The organism is Streptomyces rishiriensis (genome assembly GCF_003112535.1).
GTDB classification, from domain to species: Bacteria; Actinomycetota; Actinomycetes; order Streptomycetales; family Streptomycetaceae; genus Streptomyces; species Streptomyces rishiriensis.
Genome location: NZ_BEWA01000005.1, coordinates 582,177 through 599,235, shown reverse-complemented (window position 1 = coordinate 599,235; position 17,059 = coordinate 582,177). Strand labels below are relative to the sequence as shown.

The following is a 17,059-nucleotide window of genomic DNA, read 5'->3' as shown; positions in this document are numbered from 1 at the left end:
GGCCGCGGTCCGGCGCGCGCCCCGGTGGCCCTGGTCGCCCCGGTCGGCGTTCCCGGCGCGACGACGCGTCCGCCCTCGTCGCCCTCCCCGGGTGGCCCGGCCCGGCCCGTCTCCGGCCGCGGGTCACGCCCGACCAGGAGCCTGCCGCGCTCTACGCGGCGCGTCGCGGCGCACATCGTGTCGTACAAGCTGATCGCTCGGTCCCGGACCGGGCGCCCGGGGCGTCGAAGGCCGCCGCCGGTTCGGTCCCACCGCCCGTTCGGTCCTGCCGTCGCTGCCGTCGCTCCCGGCGCCGCCGTCGCGCCCGTCCCGTGGGGAGAAGCGGCGCGACGGTCGTGATCGCGGGTGCGAGGGCGGGGGTCGCTGCCTCCCGGCCCGTACGGATCGGGCAAGCTGTGACGTCCCATGACGGTGGTGCTCCTCCCGGTCGGCGTCCGCGGCGGATTCCCGCCGTACGGCATGCGAAGGGGAGGCACGCCCCGTACGGTGCCCGTCCCCCCGGCGGCCTGTCGCGCGCGGGTGTCGCCACTTCTTTCGAGACCCTGGCGAGGCAGGGGCGGGGATGCGGTGTGTTCACGCAACTGGAGGCAAGTGTGCAGGTGGAGGCGGGACAGGTGACCGATTCCTTTCCGCGGGACGGGCTTTCGCGACGGATGCTCCGGGACGAGACACTGCTCGTCCTGGCGCTCTCGCTCGGCGCGAGCGGTGTGTCCGCGCTGATCAGCTTCGTCGGATCCGTCACCAAGCCGGGAGGTCTGAAGGACCAGGCGGCGACGCTCAACGCCTCGGCCGCGCCGGGCCGCCCCTGGCTCGACCTCGCCTGGCAGCTCTTCGGGATCGCCACGGCGCTCGTCCCCGTCGCCCTCGTCGCGCACTTCCTGCTGCGCGAGCGGGACGGGCACGGGCTGCGGACGCTGGGCTTCGACCGAACCCGGCCCTGGCCGGACCTCGGCCGGGGGGCGGCGATCGCGGCGGTGATCGGCAGCACCGGCATCGCCTTCTACCTGGCGGCGCGCGGACTCGGCTTCAACCTCACGGTGGTGCCGGAAGCCCTCCCGGACGTCTGGTGGAAGTACCCGGTGCTGGTCATGTCCGCGCTGCAGAACGCGATCCTCGAAGAGGTCATCGTCGTCGGCTATCTGCTGCGCAGGCTCGGTCAGCTGGGCTGGACGCCCGGCACCGCGCTCGTGGCCAGCGCCGTGCTGCGCGGCTCGTACCACCTGTACCAGGGCGTCGGCGGCTTCATCGGCAACATGGTGATGGGCGTCGTCTTCGTCTACCTCTACCGGCGCTGGGGCCGGGTGGGTCCCCTCGTGGTGGCGCACTCGCTGCTCGACATCGGGGCGTTCGTGGGCTACGCGCTGCTCGCGGGCAAGGTGGGGTGGCTCCCGACGGCGTGAGCCGCCCCCACCTCGCCGGGAGCGTCACCAGGCGAGCAGTTCTCCCTCGATGACGGTGACCGCGCGGCCGGTCAACAGCGTGCGGTCGCCGCGCAGTTCGGTGCGGACGCGCCCGGAACGGGGTGAGGCCTGCAGTCCGGTGAGGCCGGGGCGGCCGAGCCGCTCGGACCAGAAGGGGGCGAGCGCGGTGTGCGCGCTGCCCGTCACCGGGTCCTCGTCGATGCCGACGTTGGGGAAGAAACAGCGGGAGACGAAGTCGTATCCCAGGTCCGGGTTCTCGGCGCGGGCGGTGGCGATGACGCCGCGGCTGGAGTAGGCGGCCAGGGCCCGGTGGTGCGGGCGCAGCGCGTGGACGGTCTTCTCGTCGGCGACCTCGACCAGCAGGTCGCCGATCTGCGGGCCGGTGTCGAAGCAGGCCAGCGGCTCGGCGCCCAGGGCCTCGGCGACGCCGGCCGGGATCTCGGCCCGCGTCAGGCGGGCGGTCGGGAAGTCCAGGGTGATCGAGCCGTCCTCGGCGGGCGTGGCGACCAGGACGCCGCTGCGGGTGGCGAAGCGCACCGGTCCCTCGTGTGCGCCGGTCGTGCGCAGGATGTGGGCCGCGGCGAGCGTGGCGTGGCCGCACATGGCGACCTCGGTGACCGGCGTGAACCAGCGCAGGGCCCAGTCCGCCTCGCCGCCCCCGGGGAGCGGGTGGGCGAACGCCGTCTCGGCATGGTTGACCTCGAGGGCCACGTTCTGCAGTCGGCCGTCGTCCGGGAAGGCGTCCAGGAGCATGACCCCGGCCGGGTTGCCGGCGAAGGGGCGGTCGGTGAAGGCGTCGACGATGTGAATCCGCATACCGCCGACGCTAGGGGCTCGGCGCGGTCGCCGGCCAAGGCCAATCCGCGGGTCCTGGCCCGGATTGCGCCGATGCCTCGGCCTGTCTGCCGACGCCTCGGCCTGTCCGTCCGCCTCGTCCGTCCGCCCTCGGCCTGCCCGTCCGCCTGGTCCGTCCGCCGGCCTGGGGCTTCTCCCGCACCGGGCTCGCTCGCAGCGCGGCGCCGACCGAAGGCTGGGATATTGGGGGAGGAGCGCAGCGCTACCCATGACCTCAGGACCAGGGGCGGTGAGCGCCATGAGCGAGTCCGAGGAGAACGACGCCGAGCGGGCGGTGGACGCGGATCCCCAGGGGGATCCGTTTCTGCGCACGCGGTTCGTCGTACCGCCCCGCCCGGTGGCGTTTCTGCGGCGCGAGCGACTGGTCAGCCATCTCGACCGGGCGCTGCGGACGCCGTTGACCATGGTCAACGGCCCGGCCGGCGCGGGCAAGACGCTGCTGGTCGCCGACTGGGCCGCGGCGCGCGAGACGCCCGTCGCCTGGCTCACCACCGACGCGGCGGGACAGCGGCCGGGCGTGTTCTGGGCGTACCTGCTCCAGGCTCTGCGCGCGTCCGGCACACCCTTGCCCGCCGGCATCGGCTGCCCGGCCGACGCGGGCCGGGCGCCCCCGACGCTGCTCGCGCGACTGGCCGCCGAGCTGAGCGCCCTGGAGCGGCCGGTCGTCGTCGTCCTCGACGAGTACGACCGGGCGACGGACCCGGAGATCGCCGAACAGCTGGAGTTCGTCCTGCACCACGCCGGCGACGGACTGCGCCTGGTCCTCGTCACCCGCACCGAGCCGCTGCTGCCGCTGCACCGCTACCGTGCGGCCGGCGACCTGACCGAGATCCGGGGCGCGGAGCTCGCCTTCACCTGCGAGGAGGCGGCCGCACTGCTGGAGCTGCACGGACTGCGGCTGCCGGAACCCGCCACACGAGGGCTCGTGGAACGCACCCGGGGCTGGGCCGCGGGCCTGCGACTGTGCGCTCTCGCCGCGCGCGAGAGCCCGGACCCCCAGACCTATCTGAAGGAGTTCGAGGCCGACCGCACCTCGGTCGCCGACTTCCTGCTGGCGGAGGTGCTCAGGCAGCAGCCCGCCGACACCCAGGACCTGCTGCTGCGGGTCAGCGTCCTCGACCGGTTCCGCCCCGACCTCGTCAACGCGCTCACCGGCCGGACCGACGCCGAACCCATCCTGGCGGGCCTGTGCCGCGCGAACGCCTTCGTCGAGCACCTGGAGCAGGACTGGTACCGCCTCCACCCGCTGTTCGGCGAGATCCTCCGGGCCCATCTGCGGGTGCGCTCGCCGGGCCTGGAGACCGAACTGCACCGGCGGGCCGCACGATGGCTGCGGGGCTCGGGCTCGCTCACCGAGACTCTGGGACACGGGGCAGCCGCCGGGGACTGGCAGTTCACCGCCGACGCGCTGGTGGACGACCTGGCCATCGGCTGGCTCTTCACCGGACTGCGCTCGGACGAGCTGGGCGAGCTGTTCTCCCGGATGGCGCCGGAGGCCGCCGGTCCCGCCGCGGAGCTGGTCCGGGCGGCCCGTGAGCTGTCCCGGCACGAGGTCGACCGCGGCCTCGGCCACCTGCGTCGCGCAGAGGAAGGCCTGGCCGCCGAACTCGGCCGGACGGCGACCGGAACCGGAACCGGCCCGGCGGCGGGGCTGGGGGAGCTTCTCCCGGGCGCGCCGGACCCGACCGCCGAGTGGAGCCTGTCCGGCGCCGAGCCCGCACTGGCGCAGGCCCGGCTGACCTGTGCGCTGCTGGAGGCGCTGGCGGCCCGGCTGACCGGCGCGCCGGCCCGGGCGGAGCTGGCCGCGTCGGCGGCCGAGACGCTGCGCGACGTGGTCCCCGCCCACCTGCTGGACAGACACCCCGAACTCATCGCCCTCCTGCTCGCCCATCTGGGCTCGGCGCGTCTGTGGGCCGGACGGTTCGAGGACGCGCAGACCGCCCTGACGGGGGCGGCGGGGGCCGTCGCCGGAGCCTCGACGGCGCTCGCCCGCGAGGACTCGCTGGGCCGGCTGGCGCTGATCGACTACCTGAACGGCCGGCTCGCCGGGGCGGAACGCACGGCGCGGGCCGCGCTGACCGAGACGGAGCGCTACGGCCTGCCCCAGCCGGCCGGTTCCGGCATGGGAAGACTGGTGCTGGCCGCCGTCGCCGTCGAACGCGACGACCTGGGCCGGGCTCAGGCCCTCCTGGAGCAGGCGACCGAGCCGCACCCCGCGCTGCGGGACCCCGTCATGGAGGCGGGCCGGGCCATCGCCACCGCCCGGCTCCACCTGGCCCGCGGCGACATCGCGGCCGCGTTCACGTCGGCGGAGCGGACCGTGCAGGCCGCCGTCGCCTCGCCCTGGGCGGCGGGGCAGACGGCGCTCGTCGTCTCCGCCGCGCATCTCGCCGACGGCCGGCCCGAGTCGGCCGTCAAGGTGCTGCAGGCGCTGCCCGACGCGGCTCCCGCGTGCACGGTGGCCTCCGCCCGCGCCGAGCTCGCCGCCGGCAGGCCGCTGGCCGCGATCGACCTGCTCGACCGGCTGCGCCCCGAGGACCGCGGCGGGCCCGCCGTGACGGTCCGGGCCCTGCTGGTGCGGGCGCAGGCGGCCGACGAGGCGGGCGACCGGGCCGCCGCCCGCGCACTCGTCGCCCTTGCGCTGCGCGAGGCCCGGCGCGACGGTCTGCGCCGCCCCTTCGCCGAAGCCGGACCGTGGATCCGTCCCTTCCTCGGCGCGCCGACCTCGCACGGCCCGGCGACGGAGGCTCACCCCCGCGTCCGGCCGGCCGACGGCCCCCCGCCCCCGGTCGTCGAGGAACTGACCGGACGCGAGCGCGACGTGCTGAGCAGGCTGGCGCTGACCATGTCGACGCAGGAGATCGCCGCCGATCTGTATCTGTCCGTGAACACCGTCAAGACCCACCTCAAGAGCGCTTACCGGAAGCTCTCCGTCAGCCGCCGCAACGAGGCGGTGCGCCGCGCCCGCGACCTGGGACTGCTCTGAACGGCCGCAGCGCGACCCGGTCGGCGGATGGGCCGGCCGGCTCGCCCGTAGCGGGTGAAGCGGTGACGACGTTTCCCGGGTGCGATGGTGAGGTGGACACCTGACCCGCCGGCGGCCTCTGCCGGGCGGCCGGCCCGGACCGTCCGACTCGCCGAGGGAGGCCGCGATGTCCCGGACCGACGACGGCGCGCGGCGCCGGGCGCAGGCTGCCGAGCGCCGGGCGCAGGCTGCCGAGCGCCGGGCCGCCGCCGACTACACCGGAGGCGTCTACGGGTCCATGCTCGCGGCCTCGGTGGTGGTCGGCGCGGGCACCCTGGGGTCGGTGCCCCGGGTGGAGCTCGTGCTGCTGCTGTTGCTCACCGGGATCGTGTTCTGGGTCGCGCATGTGCACGCCCATCTGTTCGGGGCACGGCTGGCGCAGCGCCGGCTGGACGGGCGGACCGTGGCGCAGGTGTGCCGCGAGGAGTGGCCGATCGTCAAGGCGGCGATCCCGCCGGCCGTCGCCGTGGCCGTCAGCCCGCTGCTCGGCCTCGACCTGGCGGGCACCCTCTGGTTCGCTCTCGCGGTCGCCGTCGCGGGCCAGGTGGGGTGGTCGGCAGCGGCGGCCCGGCGCGCCGGAGCCTCATGGCGTCTGGTCGCGGTCACCGCCTCGGTGAACCTCGTGCTCGGCCTGCTGATCGTCGTCTTCAAGCTCTGGGTGACGCACTGACCCTCCGGCTGCTCCTCGCCTCCCCCCCCCCCGGCCTGTTTACCTCCCGGCACCTGCCGCCCACCGGGCCTGCGCGCTCACCGGGCCGCCCGGTTGCCTGCCCGCCCCCGTCCGTCGGGCGGACACGCGCCGCCCGGCTGACGTGCCCCGGCCCGCTGCCGGTCCCCCCGCGCGGCTTTCACCTCCAGCGGGTGAGGCCGGGGGTCCGTGGGGGACGGAGGATCGCGGTATGGGCGCAGTCCGCCTGTCCCAGGCCGTCCCGGGAGCAGCTCATGCGCTACGAGATCCGCGTCGAAGGACAGCTTTCGGAGCCGCTGACCGAGGCCTTTCCGGAGCTGGACCATGTGGTCATGTCCGGCCAGACCGTGCTGTTCGGACAAGTCGTCGACGAGGCCCATCTGTACGGGCTGCTGGCTCGCTGCCAGTCCCTGGGGCTGCGGGTCCTGGAGATGCGTCAGCTGCCGCAGTGACGTTCCGGGGACCGACGTCTTCGCCCGACGCGAGGACACGAGGAGGAGTCATGAGCGTGTCACCTGGTCCCGCACCGCACCCCGGCCCCGGTCCCCGACCGCCCGCCGGGCCGGGTCCGGATCCGGGTCCCGTCCCGGCGACCGGCGATCCGACCGCCGCCCTGGCCGTGCTCGGGCGTTCCTGGACGTGGATCCTCGGTTCGGCGGTCGTGACGTTCGTGCCGGGCATCCTGATCCTGGTCTGGCCCGAGGAGACCCTGCACGTCCTCGCGGTCCTCATCGGCCTGTACCTGCTGGCGACCGGGCTGTTCCGGTTCGTGGCGTCCTTCGCCGGGGAGGACGGCGGCGCCCGGGTGACCGGGCTGCTGCTGGCGGTGCTCTACGTGGTCGCCGGGGTGCTGTGCCTGCGGAACCCGCTGCAGACCATCGCCGCGCTGTCGCTGATCGTCGGCGTCCTGTGGCTGGTGTCCGGCATCGTCACGCTCTTCACGGCTCTCGCCACCAGGGACATGCCCCACCGGGGCGTCGTGGTCGGCGCGGCGGTGCTCGCGATCGTCGCGGGGATCGTCGTGCTCGCGCTGCCCACCGAGTCGGCCCGGGCGCTGACCCGGCTGCTGGGCCTGTGGCTGGTCCTGCTCGCCCTGATCGAGGCGGCCGTCGCCTTCGCCTGGCGGGCCGCGGTCCGCAGGGCCGGCACGGCCGCAGGGGACCTGGACGAGGGCCGGGACGGCGGCTACCGCGACGGGACCGTCTGATGCGCACGTCCGCCACCGGGGCGGCCGGGGCCCGCTCGTATCGCTGCCGCCTGTATCGGGCTTGCCCGTATCGGGCTCGCCGGTATCGGGCTCACCCGTCCCGGGTGAGGTCGGCCGGCTCCTTCCGGCGCAGGCTGGGAACGGCATGCGAGGCCATGCCGGGTTGTCGGGCGAGAGCCCGGAACGGAGGAAAGAGATGAGTGGGGACACGTACCTCGCGTACGACTATCCGCTGCTGAGCGCCTTCTGGACCATGCTGGTGTTCTTCCTGTGGGTCATGTGGTTCGTCCTGCTGTTCCGGGTCGTCGTCGACATCCTGCGCGACGATCACCTCAGCGGCTGGGCGAAGGCCGGCTGGCTGGTCTTCTGCGTGCTCCTGCCCTTCCTCGGCGTGTTCGTCTACGTGGTCGCGCGGGGCAAGGACATGGGGCGCAGGGAGATCTCGCAGGCGCGTGAGCAGCAGCAGGCCTTCGACAGCTACGTCCGCGAGACGGCCAAGAGCCCCGGCGGCCCCTCCAGCAGCGTCGACGAACTCGCCCGGCTCTCCGAGATCCGCGCCCGCGGCGACATCACGGACGAGGAGTTCGCCAAGGCGAAGCAGATGGTCCTGAGCGGTTCCGGCCGCTGAGCCGTCCACCCCGAGCGGACTCCGGGCGGACTCCGGGCGGACTCCGGGCGGACCCGGCCGCCGGCCTCCCGGCTCCGGGTTCATCCGGGCTCCGTGCGTGGTCTGGCCGGACCGGTTCGCGGACTGACCCCGCCGGGCCGCTCCCGTCCGGTCCCGTTGTCCGGCACTGCCAGGAAGGCGGCGAAGATGTGCCGTTGGCTCGCCTACTCAGGCACCCCCATCCTGCTCGAAACGATTCTCTACCGGCCGGCCCACTCGCTGATCGACCAGAGTCTGCACTCCAGGATGGGCGTGGAGACGACGAACGGCGACGGCTTCGGCGTCGGCTGGTACGCGTCCGACGGGGCGGCCGGGACCACTCCCGCGGTCGTCCGGGAGATCGGCCCGGCCTGGAGCAACCGCAACCTGCGGGAGATCGCCGGACACGTCCGCTCCTCGCTGTTCTTCGCCCACATCCGGGCCTCGACCGGCTCGGCGGTGCAGCAGACCAACAGCCATCCGTTCCGGCACGGCCGCTGGATGTGGATGCACAACGGCGCGATCGCCGACTTCCACCGCATCCGCCGCGAGCTCGCCCTCGCCGTCGACCCGTTGCTCTTCCCCGACATCGAGGGCTCCACCGACTCCGAGCTGATGTTCTTCCTGGCTCTCACCTTCGGCCTGGAGGAGGATCCGCCGGGCGCGGTCGCACGCATGGTGGGCCTGGTGGAACGCGTCGGGCACGCGCACGGCGTGGAGTTCCCGCTGCAGATGACGGTCGCCGTGACCGAGGGCGTGCGCCTGTGGGCGTTCCGCTACTCCAGCCAGGGCGCGTCGCGCTCGCTCTTCTACAGCACCCGGGTGGAGACCCTGCGGGACCTCCACCCCGACATGGCGTTCCTGCGCGAGGTCTCCGACGAGACCCGCCTCATCGTCTCCGAGCCCCTGGGCGACCTGCCCGGCGCCTGGAACGAGGTGCCGGAGAGCACGTACGGCGTCGTCCAGCCCGAAGGCGACGAGATCCTGCAGTTCACCCCCCAGGCCGAGTAGTGCGGCGGCACGGCCCGCCGCGGGCCCGGCTCAGTGGACGGAGAACCCTCCGTCGACGAAGACCGCCTGCCCGGTGACGTAGCCGGAGGCGCGGCTCGCCAGGAACACCGCCGCACCGGCGAAGTCCTCGGCGAGGCCGTTGCGGCCGACCATCGTGCGCGCGGCCAGCGCCGCCACCTTCTCGGGGTCGGACGACAGCCGTGTGTTGAGCGGGGTCATGACGAACCCGGGCACCAGCGTGTTGCAGGTGACGCCGTGCGGCGACCAGGCCTCGGCCTGGGAGCGGGCGAGCGACTCCAGCGCGCCCTTGGAGACTCCGTAGGCGCCGCTGCGGACGAACGCCCGGTGCGCCTGCTGCGAGGTGATGTGGATGATCCGCCCGAAGCCCCGCTCGGCCATGCCGGGTCCGAAGCGCCGGCCCAGCAGATAGGGCGCCTCCAGGTTCACGCTCATGGTCGCGTCCCACACCGTCTCGTCCAGCTCGTCCATCGGCGGCCGCAGATTGATCCCGGCGCAGTTGACCAGGATGTCGGGCTCGCCGTAGACCTCGGCGGCCCGCTCCGCCGCGGTGCGCACCCCGTCGCGGTCGCTCAGGTCGCCGCTCACCCAGGCGGCCCGGCAGCCGTCCGCCGTGAGCTCGTCGACCGCCGCGGCCAGCTCCGCCTCCCTGCGCGCCACGATCACCACGCTCGCCCCCGCCCGTGCGAGCGCGCCCGCGATGCCGCGGCCGATGCCGGAACTGCCGCCGGTCACCAGGGCGACCCATCCGTCCAGGGAGAACAGCTCGGAGAGGTAGGCGGCCGAGGGGCTGTGCACCGGGCCGTGCGGGGCGTTCGGGGATGTCATGTCCGCACCCTAAGCGGCAGGGTCTTGCCAAGTGAACTTCACCAATATATCGTTGACGCATCGCGACAGATCAACGATGGAATGAAGGAGTGGTTTGCGATGCGTACCCACGGATTCGAGCGTGGACATGGACAGGACGGCCCCCGGCGCGGCCTCGGCGGCTTCGACGGACGGCGTGCGGCCTTCGGGCCCTTCGGCCCGGGCGGTCCGGGTCAGGGTGGCCCGGGCTTCGGCTTCGGCGGTCCGGGCTTCGGCTCGGGCCCCTGGGGCGGACGGGGACGTGGCGGACCCAGGGGGAGGGCGCGGCGCGGAGACGTGCGGGCCTCGATCCTGGCCCTGCTCACGGACCGGCCCATGCACGGCTACGAGATGATCCAGGAGATCGCCGAGCGCAGCGGCGGGGCGTGGAAGCCCAGCCCGGGATCGGTGTACCCGACCCTCCAGCTGCTGGAGGACGAGGGCCTGATCAGCAGTGCGAGCGACGGCGGCAAGAAGCTGTTCTCGCTCACGGAAGAAGGCCGCACGGCCGCCGAGGAGGGCCCGGACGCCCCCTGGGAGGAGGCTTCGCGCGGGGTCGACTGGGAGGCTCTCGGCGAGATCCGCCAGGCGGGCTTCGGCCTGATGGAGGCCTTCGGCCAGGTCTGGAAGACCGGCAGCAAGGAGCAGCGCGAGAAGGCCCTCGCGGTGATCAACGAGGCCCGCAAGAAGCTGTACCTGATCCTCGCCGACGAGGACTGAGCCGGCCGGTGACGGGCCGCACGACGACGAAGGCGCTCCGCGGAACCGGCCGCGGGGCGCCTTCGCCCGTCGGGCGGGGGCGCCGCGCGAATCCGGCGTCCGGTCCGGCTCCGGGCCGCGCTCAGGTCACCAGCGTGCCCAGCTTGCGCAGCGACTCGTTCAGGGCGGCCGTCCCCGAGTCCTTGAGCTTGCCCGCCATCAGCGACACGGCCGCGCCGGTGAACTCGCCGTCGATGCGGACCGTCGTGGCGTTCCCGTCGGGGGTCAGGGTGTAGCGGGTGGCCACGGACACCGCCATCGGCCCCTTGCCGCGGATGGCGAGCACCCGGGCCGGCTCCAGCTCCGCCACGGTCCACTCGACCTCGGCCGGGAAGCCCATGAGCTTCATGTTCTCCAGGAACGTCGCGCCCGGTTCGAGGGTCGCGGGGCCGCCCTTGGGGAAGTTGGTGTGGGTCGCGTTCCACTCTCCGTAGGCCGGCCAGTCGGTGAGCTGGGCCCACACCTTCTCGGCCGGCGCCTGGATGCGTGCCTCGGCGCTGACTTCGGCCATGCGACCACCTCTTCGTGTCGGGCAGCTCCGGCTGCGGTGTCGCGGAACGTAGCTCCAGACGGTCGAACATTCAATACTGACGAACCGTCAGTACGTGCGGTCCGGCAAGGAGGTCCGGGCGGGCGCCTACCTCGCGACCCACCGACCTCGCGGCCCGCCGAGACCTCGCGGCCCATCGGTCCCGCGACCCACCGGCCGCGTCACCCTCCCGGCCGCGTCACCCTCCCGGGCGCGTCACCCCGCGCGCCGGATCACCGCCGCGTCGAACACGTCCCACGCGCGCGGGAACGGCCCCTCGGTTGCGTGAGGGGCGTGGGGCAAGGAGGCGCGCGCCCCGTCGAGGGAAACGGCCTGATCTCATCCGTAAGGAGGAGAACCCGGCGGCCCTGCTCCGCTCTGCGTGGGACGTGAAGATGCTTCCTGCCGGGGACGACCGCACCCGGTGGGGACTGATGGGATGGGAGACGTGCAACCCCGAATCCCCCGGCAGTCGCCCCGCGACCAGGCGGCGCACGGCAGGGACGACGTCCCCGGGCTCGGCGCCGAGGCGGCGGCGGCGCTCGCCTCCGCCCGACGCCGGGCGGTGCGGGACGGAGACCGGCAGGTCGACACCGCCCATCTGCTGCACTCGCTCCTCGAACACGACCCCCAGGTCCGCGCCGCCTTCGACGGCGGCCCCCAGCTCGCCCGGCTGCTCGGCTATCTCGTCCAGCGCAGCATCGGCTACGGGCTGCGCTGGCAGGGCGGCGTCGAGGACTCCGGCGCCATGCCCGTCGTGACAGCCGTCGCGCCTTCCGGCCGGACGTCCGCGGCGGCGGCCGTCGCGGACCCGGACGGGGCGCCCGGCCCGACGGCCGTCGAGGGGCTGTCCCCGCTGGCCGCGGCCGCGCTGGAGCAGGCGCGCGACGAGGCTGCCCGGCGCACCGGCGCTCCGGCCCGGGGCGTCGACCTGCTCGCGGCGATGGTCGCGGACCCGCAGGCCCGGGCGGTCGAGGTCCTCACCCGCGCCGGCGTCGACCTGTACGAACTGCGGGCCCGGATCGAGGCCGGCCCCCAGGAGCGCGAGGCGTGTCTCGAAGGCGGCGGACCCGCCTGCTGAAAGGCTCGTGTCCCGCTCACGCCGTCCAGCCGATGAGACAGGTGTCAACGGGGGTGACGCTCATGTCATCGCCTGTCATCATGTGGCGGTGCGTACCTCTGTGAGCAGCCAGGGCAGCCGCGGAAAGGGCATCGGGCTCTCTCTCGCGGTCGGATCGGCCCTCGCCTTCGGCGGATCCGGGGTCGCGGCGAAGCCGCTGATCGAGGCGGGCCTCGACCCGCTGCACGTGGTGTGGCTGCGGGTGACCGGCGCGGCGCTGGTGATGCTGCCGCTCGCCGTGCGCCATCGCACGCTGGTGCGCAGCCGGCCCGCGCTGCTCGCCGGCTTCGGTCTGCTCGGCGTGGCCGGGGTGCAGGCGTTCTACTTCGCCGCGATATCCCGGATCCCCGTCGGCGTGGCGCTGCTCGTGGAGTACCTCGCGCCCGCCCTGGTGCTGGGCTGGGTGCGCTTCGTGCAACGGCGGCCGGTGACCCGGGCCGCAGCGCTCGGCGTCGTCCTGGCGGTGGGCGGACTGGCCTGTGTGGTCGAGATCTGGGCGGGCCTGGGCTTCGACGCCCTGGGTCTGCTGCTCGCGCTGGCGGCCGCGTGCTGCCAGGTCGGCTACTTCGTCCTGTCCGACCAGGGCAGCGACTGCGGCGACGACGTCCCCGATCCGCTCGGCGTCATCGCCTACGGCCTCCTGGTGGGCGCCGTCGTGCTGACGGTCGTCGCCCGGCCCTGGGGCATGGACTGGTCCGTGCTCGCGCACACCGCCGGCATGAACGGCTCCGAGGTTCCCGCCTGGCTGCTGCTCGCGTGGATCGTGCTGCTCGCGACGGTCGTCGCGTACGTCACCGGCGTGGTCTCCGTGCGCCGGCTCTCCCCGCAGGTCGCCGGGGTGGTCGCCTGTCTGGAAGCGGTCATCGCGACGGTGCTGGCCTGGGTGCTGCTCGGCGAGCACCTCTCCACCCCGCAGATCGCCGGCGGGGCGGTGGTGCTCCTCGGCGCGTTCATCGCCCAGTCGTCCGCGCCCGCCAAGGGCTCGCCGGGGCCGGTGGCCTCCGGCGGCCCCGAACGGGAGCTGTCGGCTCGTGGGACGGCCGCTTAGCGCGGTGACCGGAAACGGTCACCGCGGCCGGCGGGTCCGCCGCTCGTCACCTGCGCCAGAAGAGGTGGTGCGTCACACCGCTGGGGCTCGGCACGACGTCCAGGTGGAAGCGGTCCAGCAACTCGTCGGGCGAGTCCCAGAGGCGGAGTCCGGACCCCAGCTTCACCGGTGAGACCACCACGTGCAGGGTGTCGACGAGGTCGGCGTCGAGGAACTCCCGGACCGTGGTCACGCCGCCGCCGAGCCGGACGTCCTTGCCCTGCGCGGCCTCGCGCGCCTGTGCGAGAACGGAGGCGGGGTCGCCGTCCACGAAATGGAACGTGGTGTCGGACAGCGTGAACGACGGACGTGTGTGGTGGGTCAGGACGAAGACAGGCGTGTGGAACGGCGGCTCGTCGCCCCACCATCCGCGCCACTCGTGGTCGGTCCACGGGCCGCGCTGGGGTCCGAACTTGTTGCGCCCCATGATCTCGGCGCCGATGTTGTGGCCGAAGTCCCGGGTGAAGTAGTCGTCGAGGCCCCGGCTGCCCCCGGGCTCGGTGCGGTTGGGCCAGCTCGCGGTGGCTCCGGCCCAGGCGAAGAGCTTGCCCGGATCGATGTGGTGGCCGAAGGGCCGCTCCAGACTCTGGTCCTCGCCCGCTGCGACGCCGTCGCTCGAGATGGTGAAGTTCTGTACGCGCAGCAGCTGATCCACGTGTTTCCTCATCAGTCCTGTCGCCTCCTGGTGTGGCGATGCGTCCTACACCAGGATGTCGAACGGGAAGCGGCCGGATCGACAGCGGCGCGTAGGTTGTTTCGCAGGGTGGATGGACCGGGATCACAGCGCCGCGAGGTAGCCGGGGAGCTGGGCGTCGGGCGCGAGATCGGCCTCCGGGACGGGCGCGTCGTAGCCCTTGCGCAGCGGGACCACGCCGGCCCAGTGGGGGAGGGTGAGGTCCTCGGGCTCGTCGTTCACGCCTCCGGTGCGGGTCTTGGCCGAGACCTCGCCGAGGTCGAGGCGGACCACCGCGGTCGCCGCCAGCTCCTTGCGGTTGGCGGGGCGCGAGTCGGCGGCCCGGCCCGGGACGACGTGGTCGACGAGGGCGTCGAGCGCGGCGCGCTTCTCCTGCGGGTCGGTGACGTCGTACGCGGTGCCGTGCACCACCACCGAGCGGTAGTTGATCGAGTGGTGGAAGGCCGAGCGCGCCAGCACCAGGCCGTCGACGTGCGTGACCGTCAGGCAGACCGGCAGTCCGGGGTCCGCCTGTCCCGCCATCCGCAACGGGCGCGAACCCGTCGAGCCGTGCACGTAGAGCGTCTCGCCGACCCGGGCGTAGAGCGTCGGCAGCACGATCGGCGCGCCGTCGCGGACGAAGCCGAGGTGGCACACGTAGCCCTCGTCGAGTATCGAATGCACGAGTTCCCTGTCGTAGGACGCCTTCTGGGCCGCCCGGGTGGGGACCGTGCGGTCGGTCGGGGTGTAGGCGGCGGGCGGCGTCGTCGACTGCTGGGTCCCCTGCATGGCGCTCTCCATTGCACTAGTGCATAATAGGTTTTGTGCTAGGAGAGTATCCGATCCAAGGCCGAAGGGCAGCCGAGATTTCCGCGAGCGTCGAGGCGGCGGTCGGCGCGGGCGAGCTGCGCCCGGGGCAAGTCCTGCCGCCCATGCGGGAGTTGGCGACCGCACTCGGCGTCAACCCGAACACCGTCGCGGCCGCCTATCGCACCCTGCGCGAGCGGGGGGTGATCGAGACCGACGGCCGCCGGGGCAGCCGGGTGCGCGCGAAGCCCGCCACGACCGGGCGCGACTTCATCCGGGTCGACGTCCCGGAGGGCGTGCGGGACGCGTCCGAGGGCAACCCGGACACGGCGCTGCTGCCGCCGCTGGCCCCGGCGTTCGCCTGGGCCGCCGCCCAGGGGGACCGGGAGCCGGTGCTGTACGGACACGCGCCGGTGGAACCGGAGTTGGCCGAGCTGGCCCGGGCCGACCTGCACGCGGACGGCGTGCCGGCCGGATCGGTGGCGGTCGCCTCCGGCTCGCTGGACGCGATCGAACGCGTCCTCGCCGCGCATCTGCGGCCGGGCGACGTCGTGGCCGTCGAGGATCCCGGCTGGGGCTCCCTGCTCGACCTGGTGCCGGCCCTCGGGCTGCGCACCGTGCCGGTCGGCCTGGACGACGAGGGCCCCCTGCCCCAGGACGTGCGCCGAGCGCTGGGGGCCGGGGCACGCGCCCTGATCGTCACCGACCGGGCGCAGAACCCGACCGGCGCGGCGGTGAGCGCCCCCCGCGCGCGTGCCCTGCGCGCCGTGCTGGAGGAGCATCCGCACACCCTGCTCGTCGAGGACGACCACGGTCACCGGATCGTCGACCTGCCGCTGCACCCCCTCGCGGGAGTCACCCGGCACTGGGCCTTCGTTCGCTCGGCGGCCAAGGCCTACGGGCCGGACCTGCGGTTCGCCGTCCTCGCCGGGGACGACGTCACCCTCGACCGGGTGAGCGGACGGCAGCGGCTCGGTCCCGGCTGGGTCAGCCGGATCACCCAGCGGGCCGTGCTGCGGCTGTGGGCCGACGGCGCGGTGGACCCGCGGGCGGTGGCGTCGGCGTACGGAAGCCGGCGGGACGCGCTGATCGCCGCGCTGGCCGCCCGCGGGGTCCGGGCGTACGGGCGCAGCGGACTGAACGTGTGGGTCCCCGTGCCGGACGAGACGGGGGCCGTCACCCGGCTGCTGCAGGCGGGATGGGCGGTGGCCCCCGGGGCGCGGTTCCGCGTCGAGTCCCCGCCCGGGATCCGGATCACCGTGTCCACCCTGGCGCAGGACGAGATCGACGGGCTCGCGGACGCGGTCGCCGCCGCGGTGCGGGTGGGCGGCGTGCGCGGATACGTCTGATGGCCGGCGGTGCGCGGCGGCTCCCCCGGAAGGGGCGCCGCCGCGCACCGGTCAGGACCGGCCCCGCACCTGGGTGAGCGCCGCACCCGCCAGGACGATCGCCGCTCCGGCCGGCGTCGACCAGCTCAACGGCTCGTCCAGCAGGGCGACGCCCGCCGCCGTCGCGATGACCGGGATGAAGTAGGTGACCATCTGGGCCGTCGTCGGACCGACCTCCGTGACCAGGCCGTACTGGATCAGCAGCGCCAGGCCCGTGCCGAGTGCTCCCAGTGCCGCCGTCGCGAGCAGGGGGAGCAGCGGGAACCGGGTCGGGAACGTGGTGAACAGGGGGGTGACCACGGCGAGTTGCAGGGTCGCCAGGAACAGCTGCGCGCCGGTCATCGACAGGGCGGAGGAGCCGGTGGCCGCCAGTGTGCGGCGGAGATAGATCCAGCCGATCGGGTAGCTGAGCGAGGCGAGCAGGGCCAGCGCCGTTCCCCGGGCGTCCAGGCCGTGGAAGCCCTGCCACGCGCCGAGCACGGTCAGCACGCCCAGGAACCCGAGGCCCAGACCCGCGACGCGCAGCCGGGTCGGCCGGTCCTCGGAGAGGGCGACCAGCGACAGGGCCATGCCCCACAACGGCGAGGTCGCGTTGCAGATGCCGGCCAGGGTGGACGGGATCGTCAGCTCCGCGTAGGCGAAGAGGGAGAAGGGCAGGGCGTTGAGCAGGAACGCGGACACGGTCAGATGCGCCCAGGTGCGGGCCCCGCGAGGGAGCCGTTCGCGCTTCACCGCCATCGCGACCGCCAGCACGGCCGTCCCGAACGCCAGCCTGCCGAAGGTGACCTGGAAGGGCGCGTAGCCGCCGGTGCCCACCTTGATGAGCAGGAAGCTGAAGCCCCAGATCAGCGACAGCGCGCCGAAGCGCAGGCGCCAGTCGAGGGTGCGGCGTCGGTGGGTGGTGGGGCCCGGCGTGGGCCGGGTGGGGGGATGCTGCGAGCGGGTCGGAGTGGGTGCGGTCGCCGAGGTCATGGCTCAA

The 17,059-nt window shown here is 74.0% G+C and carries 17 protein-coding genes; 11 read left to right on the top strand and 6 right to left on the bottom strand.

The annotated features are described in order from the left end of the window. Positions 1 to 593: 593 nt before the first annotated feature. Positions 594 to 1,400, top strand: a complete 807-nt coding sequence (locus tag Sri02f_RS11320) for a CPBP family intramembrane glutamic endopeptidase (RefSeq protein ID WP_109000958.1) — start codon at positions 594 to 596, stop codon at positions 1,398 to 1,400. A gap of 24 nt (positions 1,401 to 1,424) precedes the next feature. Here Sri02f_RS11320 and Sri02f_RS11315 read toward each other — a convergent pair whose 3' ends face one another. Further along, positions 1,425 to 2,237 (bottom strand): PhzF family phenazine biosynthesis protein, encoded by an 813-nt coding sequence (locus Sri02f_RS11315; RefSeq protein ID WP_109000957.1) that lies wholly within the window; start codon positions 2,235 to 2,237, stop codon positions 1,425 to 1,427. Between the two features lie 277 nt (positions 2,238 to 2,514). Here Sri02f_RS11315 and Sri02f_RS11310 point away from each other — a divergent pair, with 277 nt between their 5' ends. The 6 genes from Sri02f_RS11310 (at position 2,515) to Sri02f_RS11285 (ending at position 8,853) form a co-directional block, all read left to right on the top strand. Further along, positions 2,515 to 5,262, top strand: coding sequence for a winged helix-turn-helix domain-containing protein (locus Sri02f_RS11310; protein WP_109001037.1), 2,748 nt, complete (start codon positions 2,515 to 2,517; stop codon positions 5,260 to 5,262). Positions 5,263 to 5,428: 166 nt separating this feature from the next. Beyond that, positions 5,429 to 5,971, top strand: coding sequence for a hypothetical protein (locus tag Sri02f_RS11305; RefSeq protein WP_109000956.1), 543 nt, complete (start codon positions 5,429 to 5,431; stop codon positions 5,969 to 5,971). Between the two features lie 272 nt (positions 5,972 to 6,243). Further along, positions 6,244 to 6,441: a DUF8691 family protein gene (locus Sri02f_RS11300; protein WP_109000955.1), complete on the top strand. Its 198-nt coding sequence runs from the start codon at positions 6,244 to 6,246 to the stop codon at positions 6,439 to 6,441. A 50-nt stretch (positions 6,442 to 6,491) separates the two neighbouring features. Continuing rightward, positions 6,492 to 7,196, top strand: coding sequence for an HdeD family acid-resistance protein (locus tag Sri02f_RS11295; RefSeq protein WP_109000954.1), 705 nt, complete (start codon positions 6,492 to 6,494; stop codon positions 7,194 to 7,196). 196 nt (positions 7,197 to 7,392) lie between these two features. Continuing rightward, positions 7,393 to 7,824, top strand: coding sequence for an SHOCT domain-containing protein (locus Sri02f_RS11290; RefSeq protein WP_109000953.1), 432 nt, complete (start codon positions 7,393 to 7,395; stop codon positions 7,822 to 7,824). Positions 7,825 to 8,010: 186 nt separating this feature from the next. Beyond that, positions 8,011 to 8,853 (top strand): class II glutamine amidotransferase, encoded by an 843-nt coding sequence (locus Sri02f_RS11285; RefSeq protein WP_109000952.1) that lies wholly within the window; start codon positions 8,011 to 8,013, stop codon positions 8,851 to 8,853. A 30-nt stretch (positions 8,854 to 8,883) separates the two neighbouring features. Here the strand turns inward: Sri02f_RS11285 and Sri02f_RS11280 are convergent, their stop codons facing one another. Next, a complete protein-coding gene (locus tag Sri02f_RS11280; RefSeq protein WP_109000951.1) occupies positions 8,884 to 9,699 on the bottom strand; it encodes an SDR family NAD(P)-dependent oxidoreductase in 816 nt (271 codons plus the stop codon). Between the two features lie 99 nt (positions 9,700 to 9,798). Here Sri02f_RS11280 and Sri02f_RS11275 point away from each other — a divergent pair, with 99 nt between their 5' ends. After that, positions 9,799 to 10,437: a PadR family transcriptional regulator gene (locus Sri02f_RS11275; RefSeq protein ID WP_109000950.1), complete on the top strand. Its 639-nt coding sequence runs from the start codon at positions 9,799 to 9,801 to the stop codon at positions 10,435 to 10,437. A 121-nt stretch (positions 10,438 to 10,558) separates the two neighbouring features. Here the strand turns inward: Sri02f_RS11275 and Sri02f_RS11270 are convergent, their stop codons facing one another. Beyond that, the gene (locus Sri02f_RS11270; protein ID WP_109000949.1) at positions 10,559 to 10,987 is read right to left on the bottom strand and encodes a type II toxin-antitoxin system Rv0910 family toxin; all 429 of its coding nucleotides are present in this window, start codon (positions 10,985 to 10,987) and stop codon (positions 10,559 to 10,561) included. Between the two features lie 466 nt (positions 10,988 to 11,453). Between Sri02f_RS11270 and Sri02f_RS11265 the strand changes: the two genes are divergently transcribed. Further along, a complete protein-coding gene (locus Sri02f_RS11265; RefSeq protein WP_167467524.1) occupies positions 11,454 to 12,086 on the top strand; it encodes a Clp protease N-terminal domain-containing protein in 633 nt (210 codons plus the stop codon). An 82-nt stretch (positions 12,087 to 12,168) separates the two neighbouring features. Continuing rightward, positions 12,169 to 13,173, top strand: coding sequence for an EamA family transporter (locus Sri02f_RS11260; RefSeq protein ID WP_109000947.1), 1,005 nt, complete (start codon positions 12,169 to 12,171; stop codon positions 13,171 to 13,173). A gap of 46 nt (positions 13,174 to 13,219) precedes the next feature. Here the strand turns inward: Sri02f_RS11260 and Sri02f_RS11255 are convergent, their stop codons facing one another. Then, the gene (locus tag Sri02f_RS11255) at positions 13,220 to 13,867 is read right to left on the bottom strand and encodes a dihydrofolate reductase family protein (protein WP_109000946.1); all 648 of its coding nucleotides are present in this window, start codon (positions 13,865 to 13,867) and stop codon (positions 13,220 to 13,222) included. A 123-nt stretch (positions 13,868 to 13,990) separates the two neighbouring features. After that, the gene (locus tag Sri02f_RS11250) at positions 13,991 to 14,674 is read right to left on the bottom strand and encodes a pyridoxamine 5'-phosphate oxidase family protein (protein WP_109000945.1); all 684 of its coding nucleotides are present in this window, start codon (positions 14,672 to 14,674) and stop codon (positions 13,991 to 13,993) included. A gap of 35 nt (positions 14,675 to 14,709) precedes the next feature. On the opposite strand from Sri02f_RS11250, the gene Sri02f_RS11245 reads away from it, so the two are divergent. After that, on the top strand, positions 14,710 to 16,041 hold the full coding sequence (locus Sri02f_RS11245) for an aminotransferase class I/II-fold pyridoxal phosphate-dependent enzyme (RefSeq protein WP_109000944.1): 1,332 nt from the start codon (positions 14,710 to 14,712) through the stop codon (positions 16,039 to 16,041). A 51-nt stretch (positions 16,042 to 16,092) separates the two neighbouring features. On the opposite strand, the gene Sri02f_RS11240 is transcribed toward Sri02f_RS11245, so the two are convergent. Then, positions 16,093 to 17,052, bottom strand: coding sequence for a DMT family transporter (locus Sri02f_RS11240; RefSeq protein ID WP_245970591.1), 960 nt, complete (start codon positions 17,050 to 17,052; stop codon positions 16,093 to 16,095). Positions 17,053 to 17,059 lie beyond the last annotated feature (7 nt).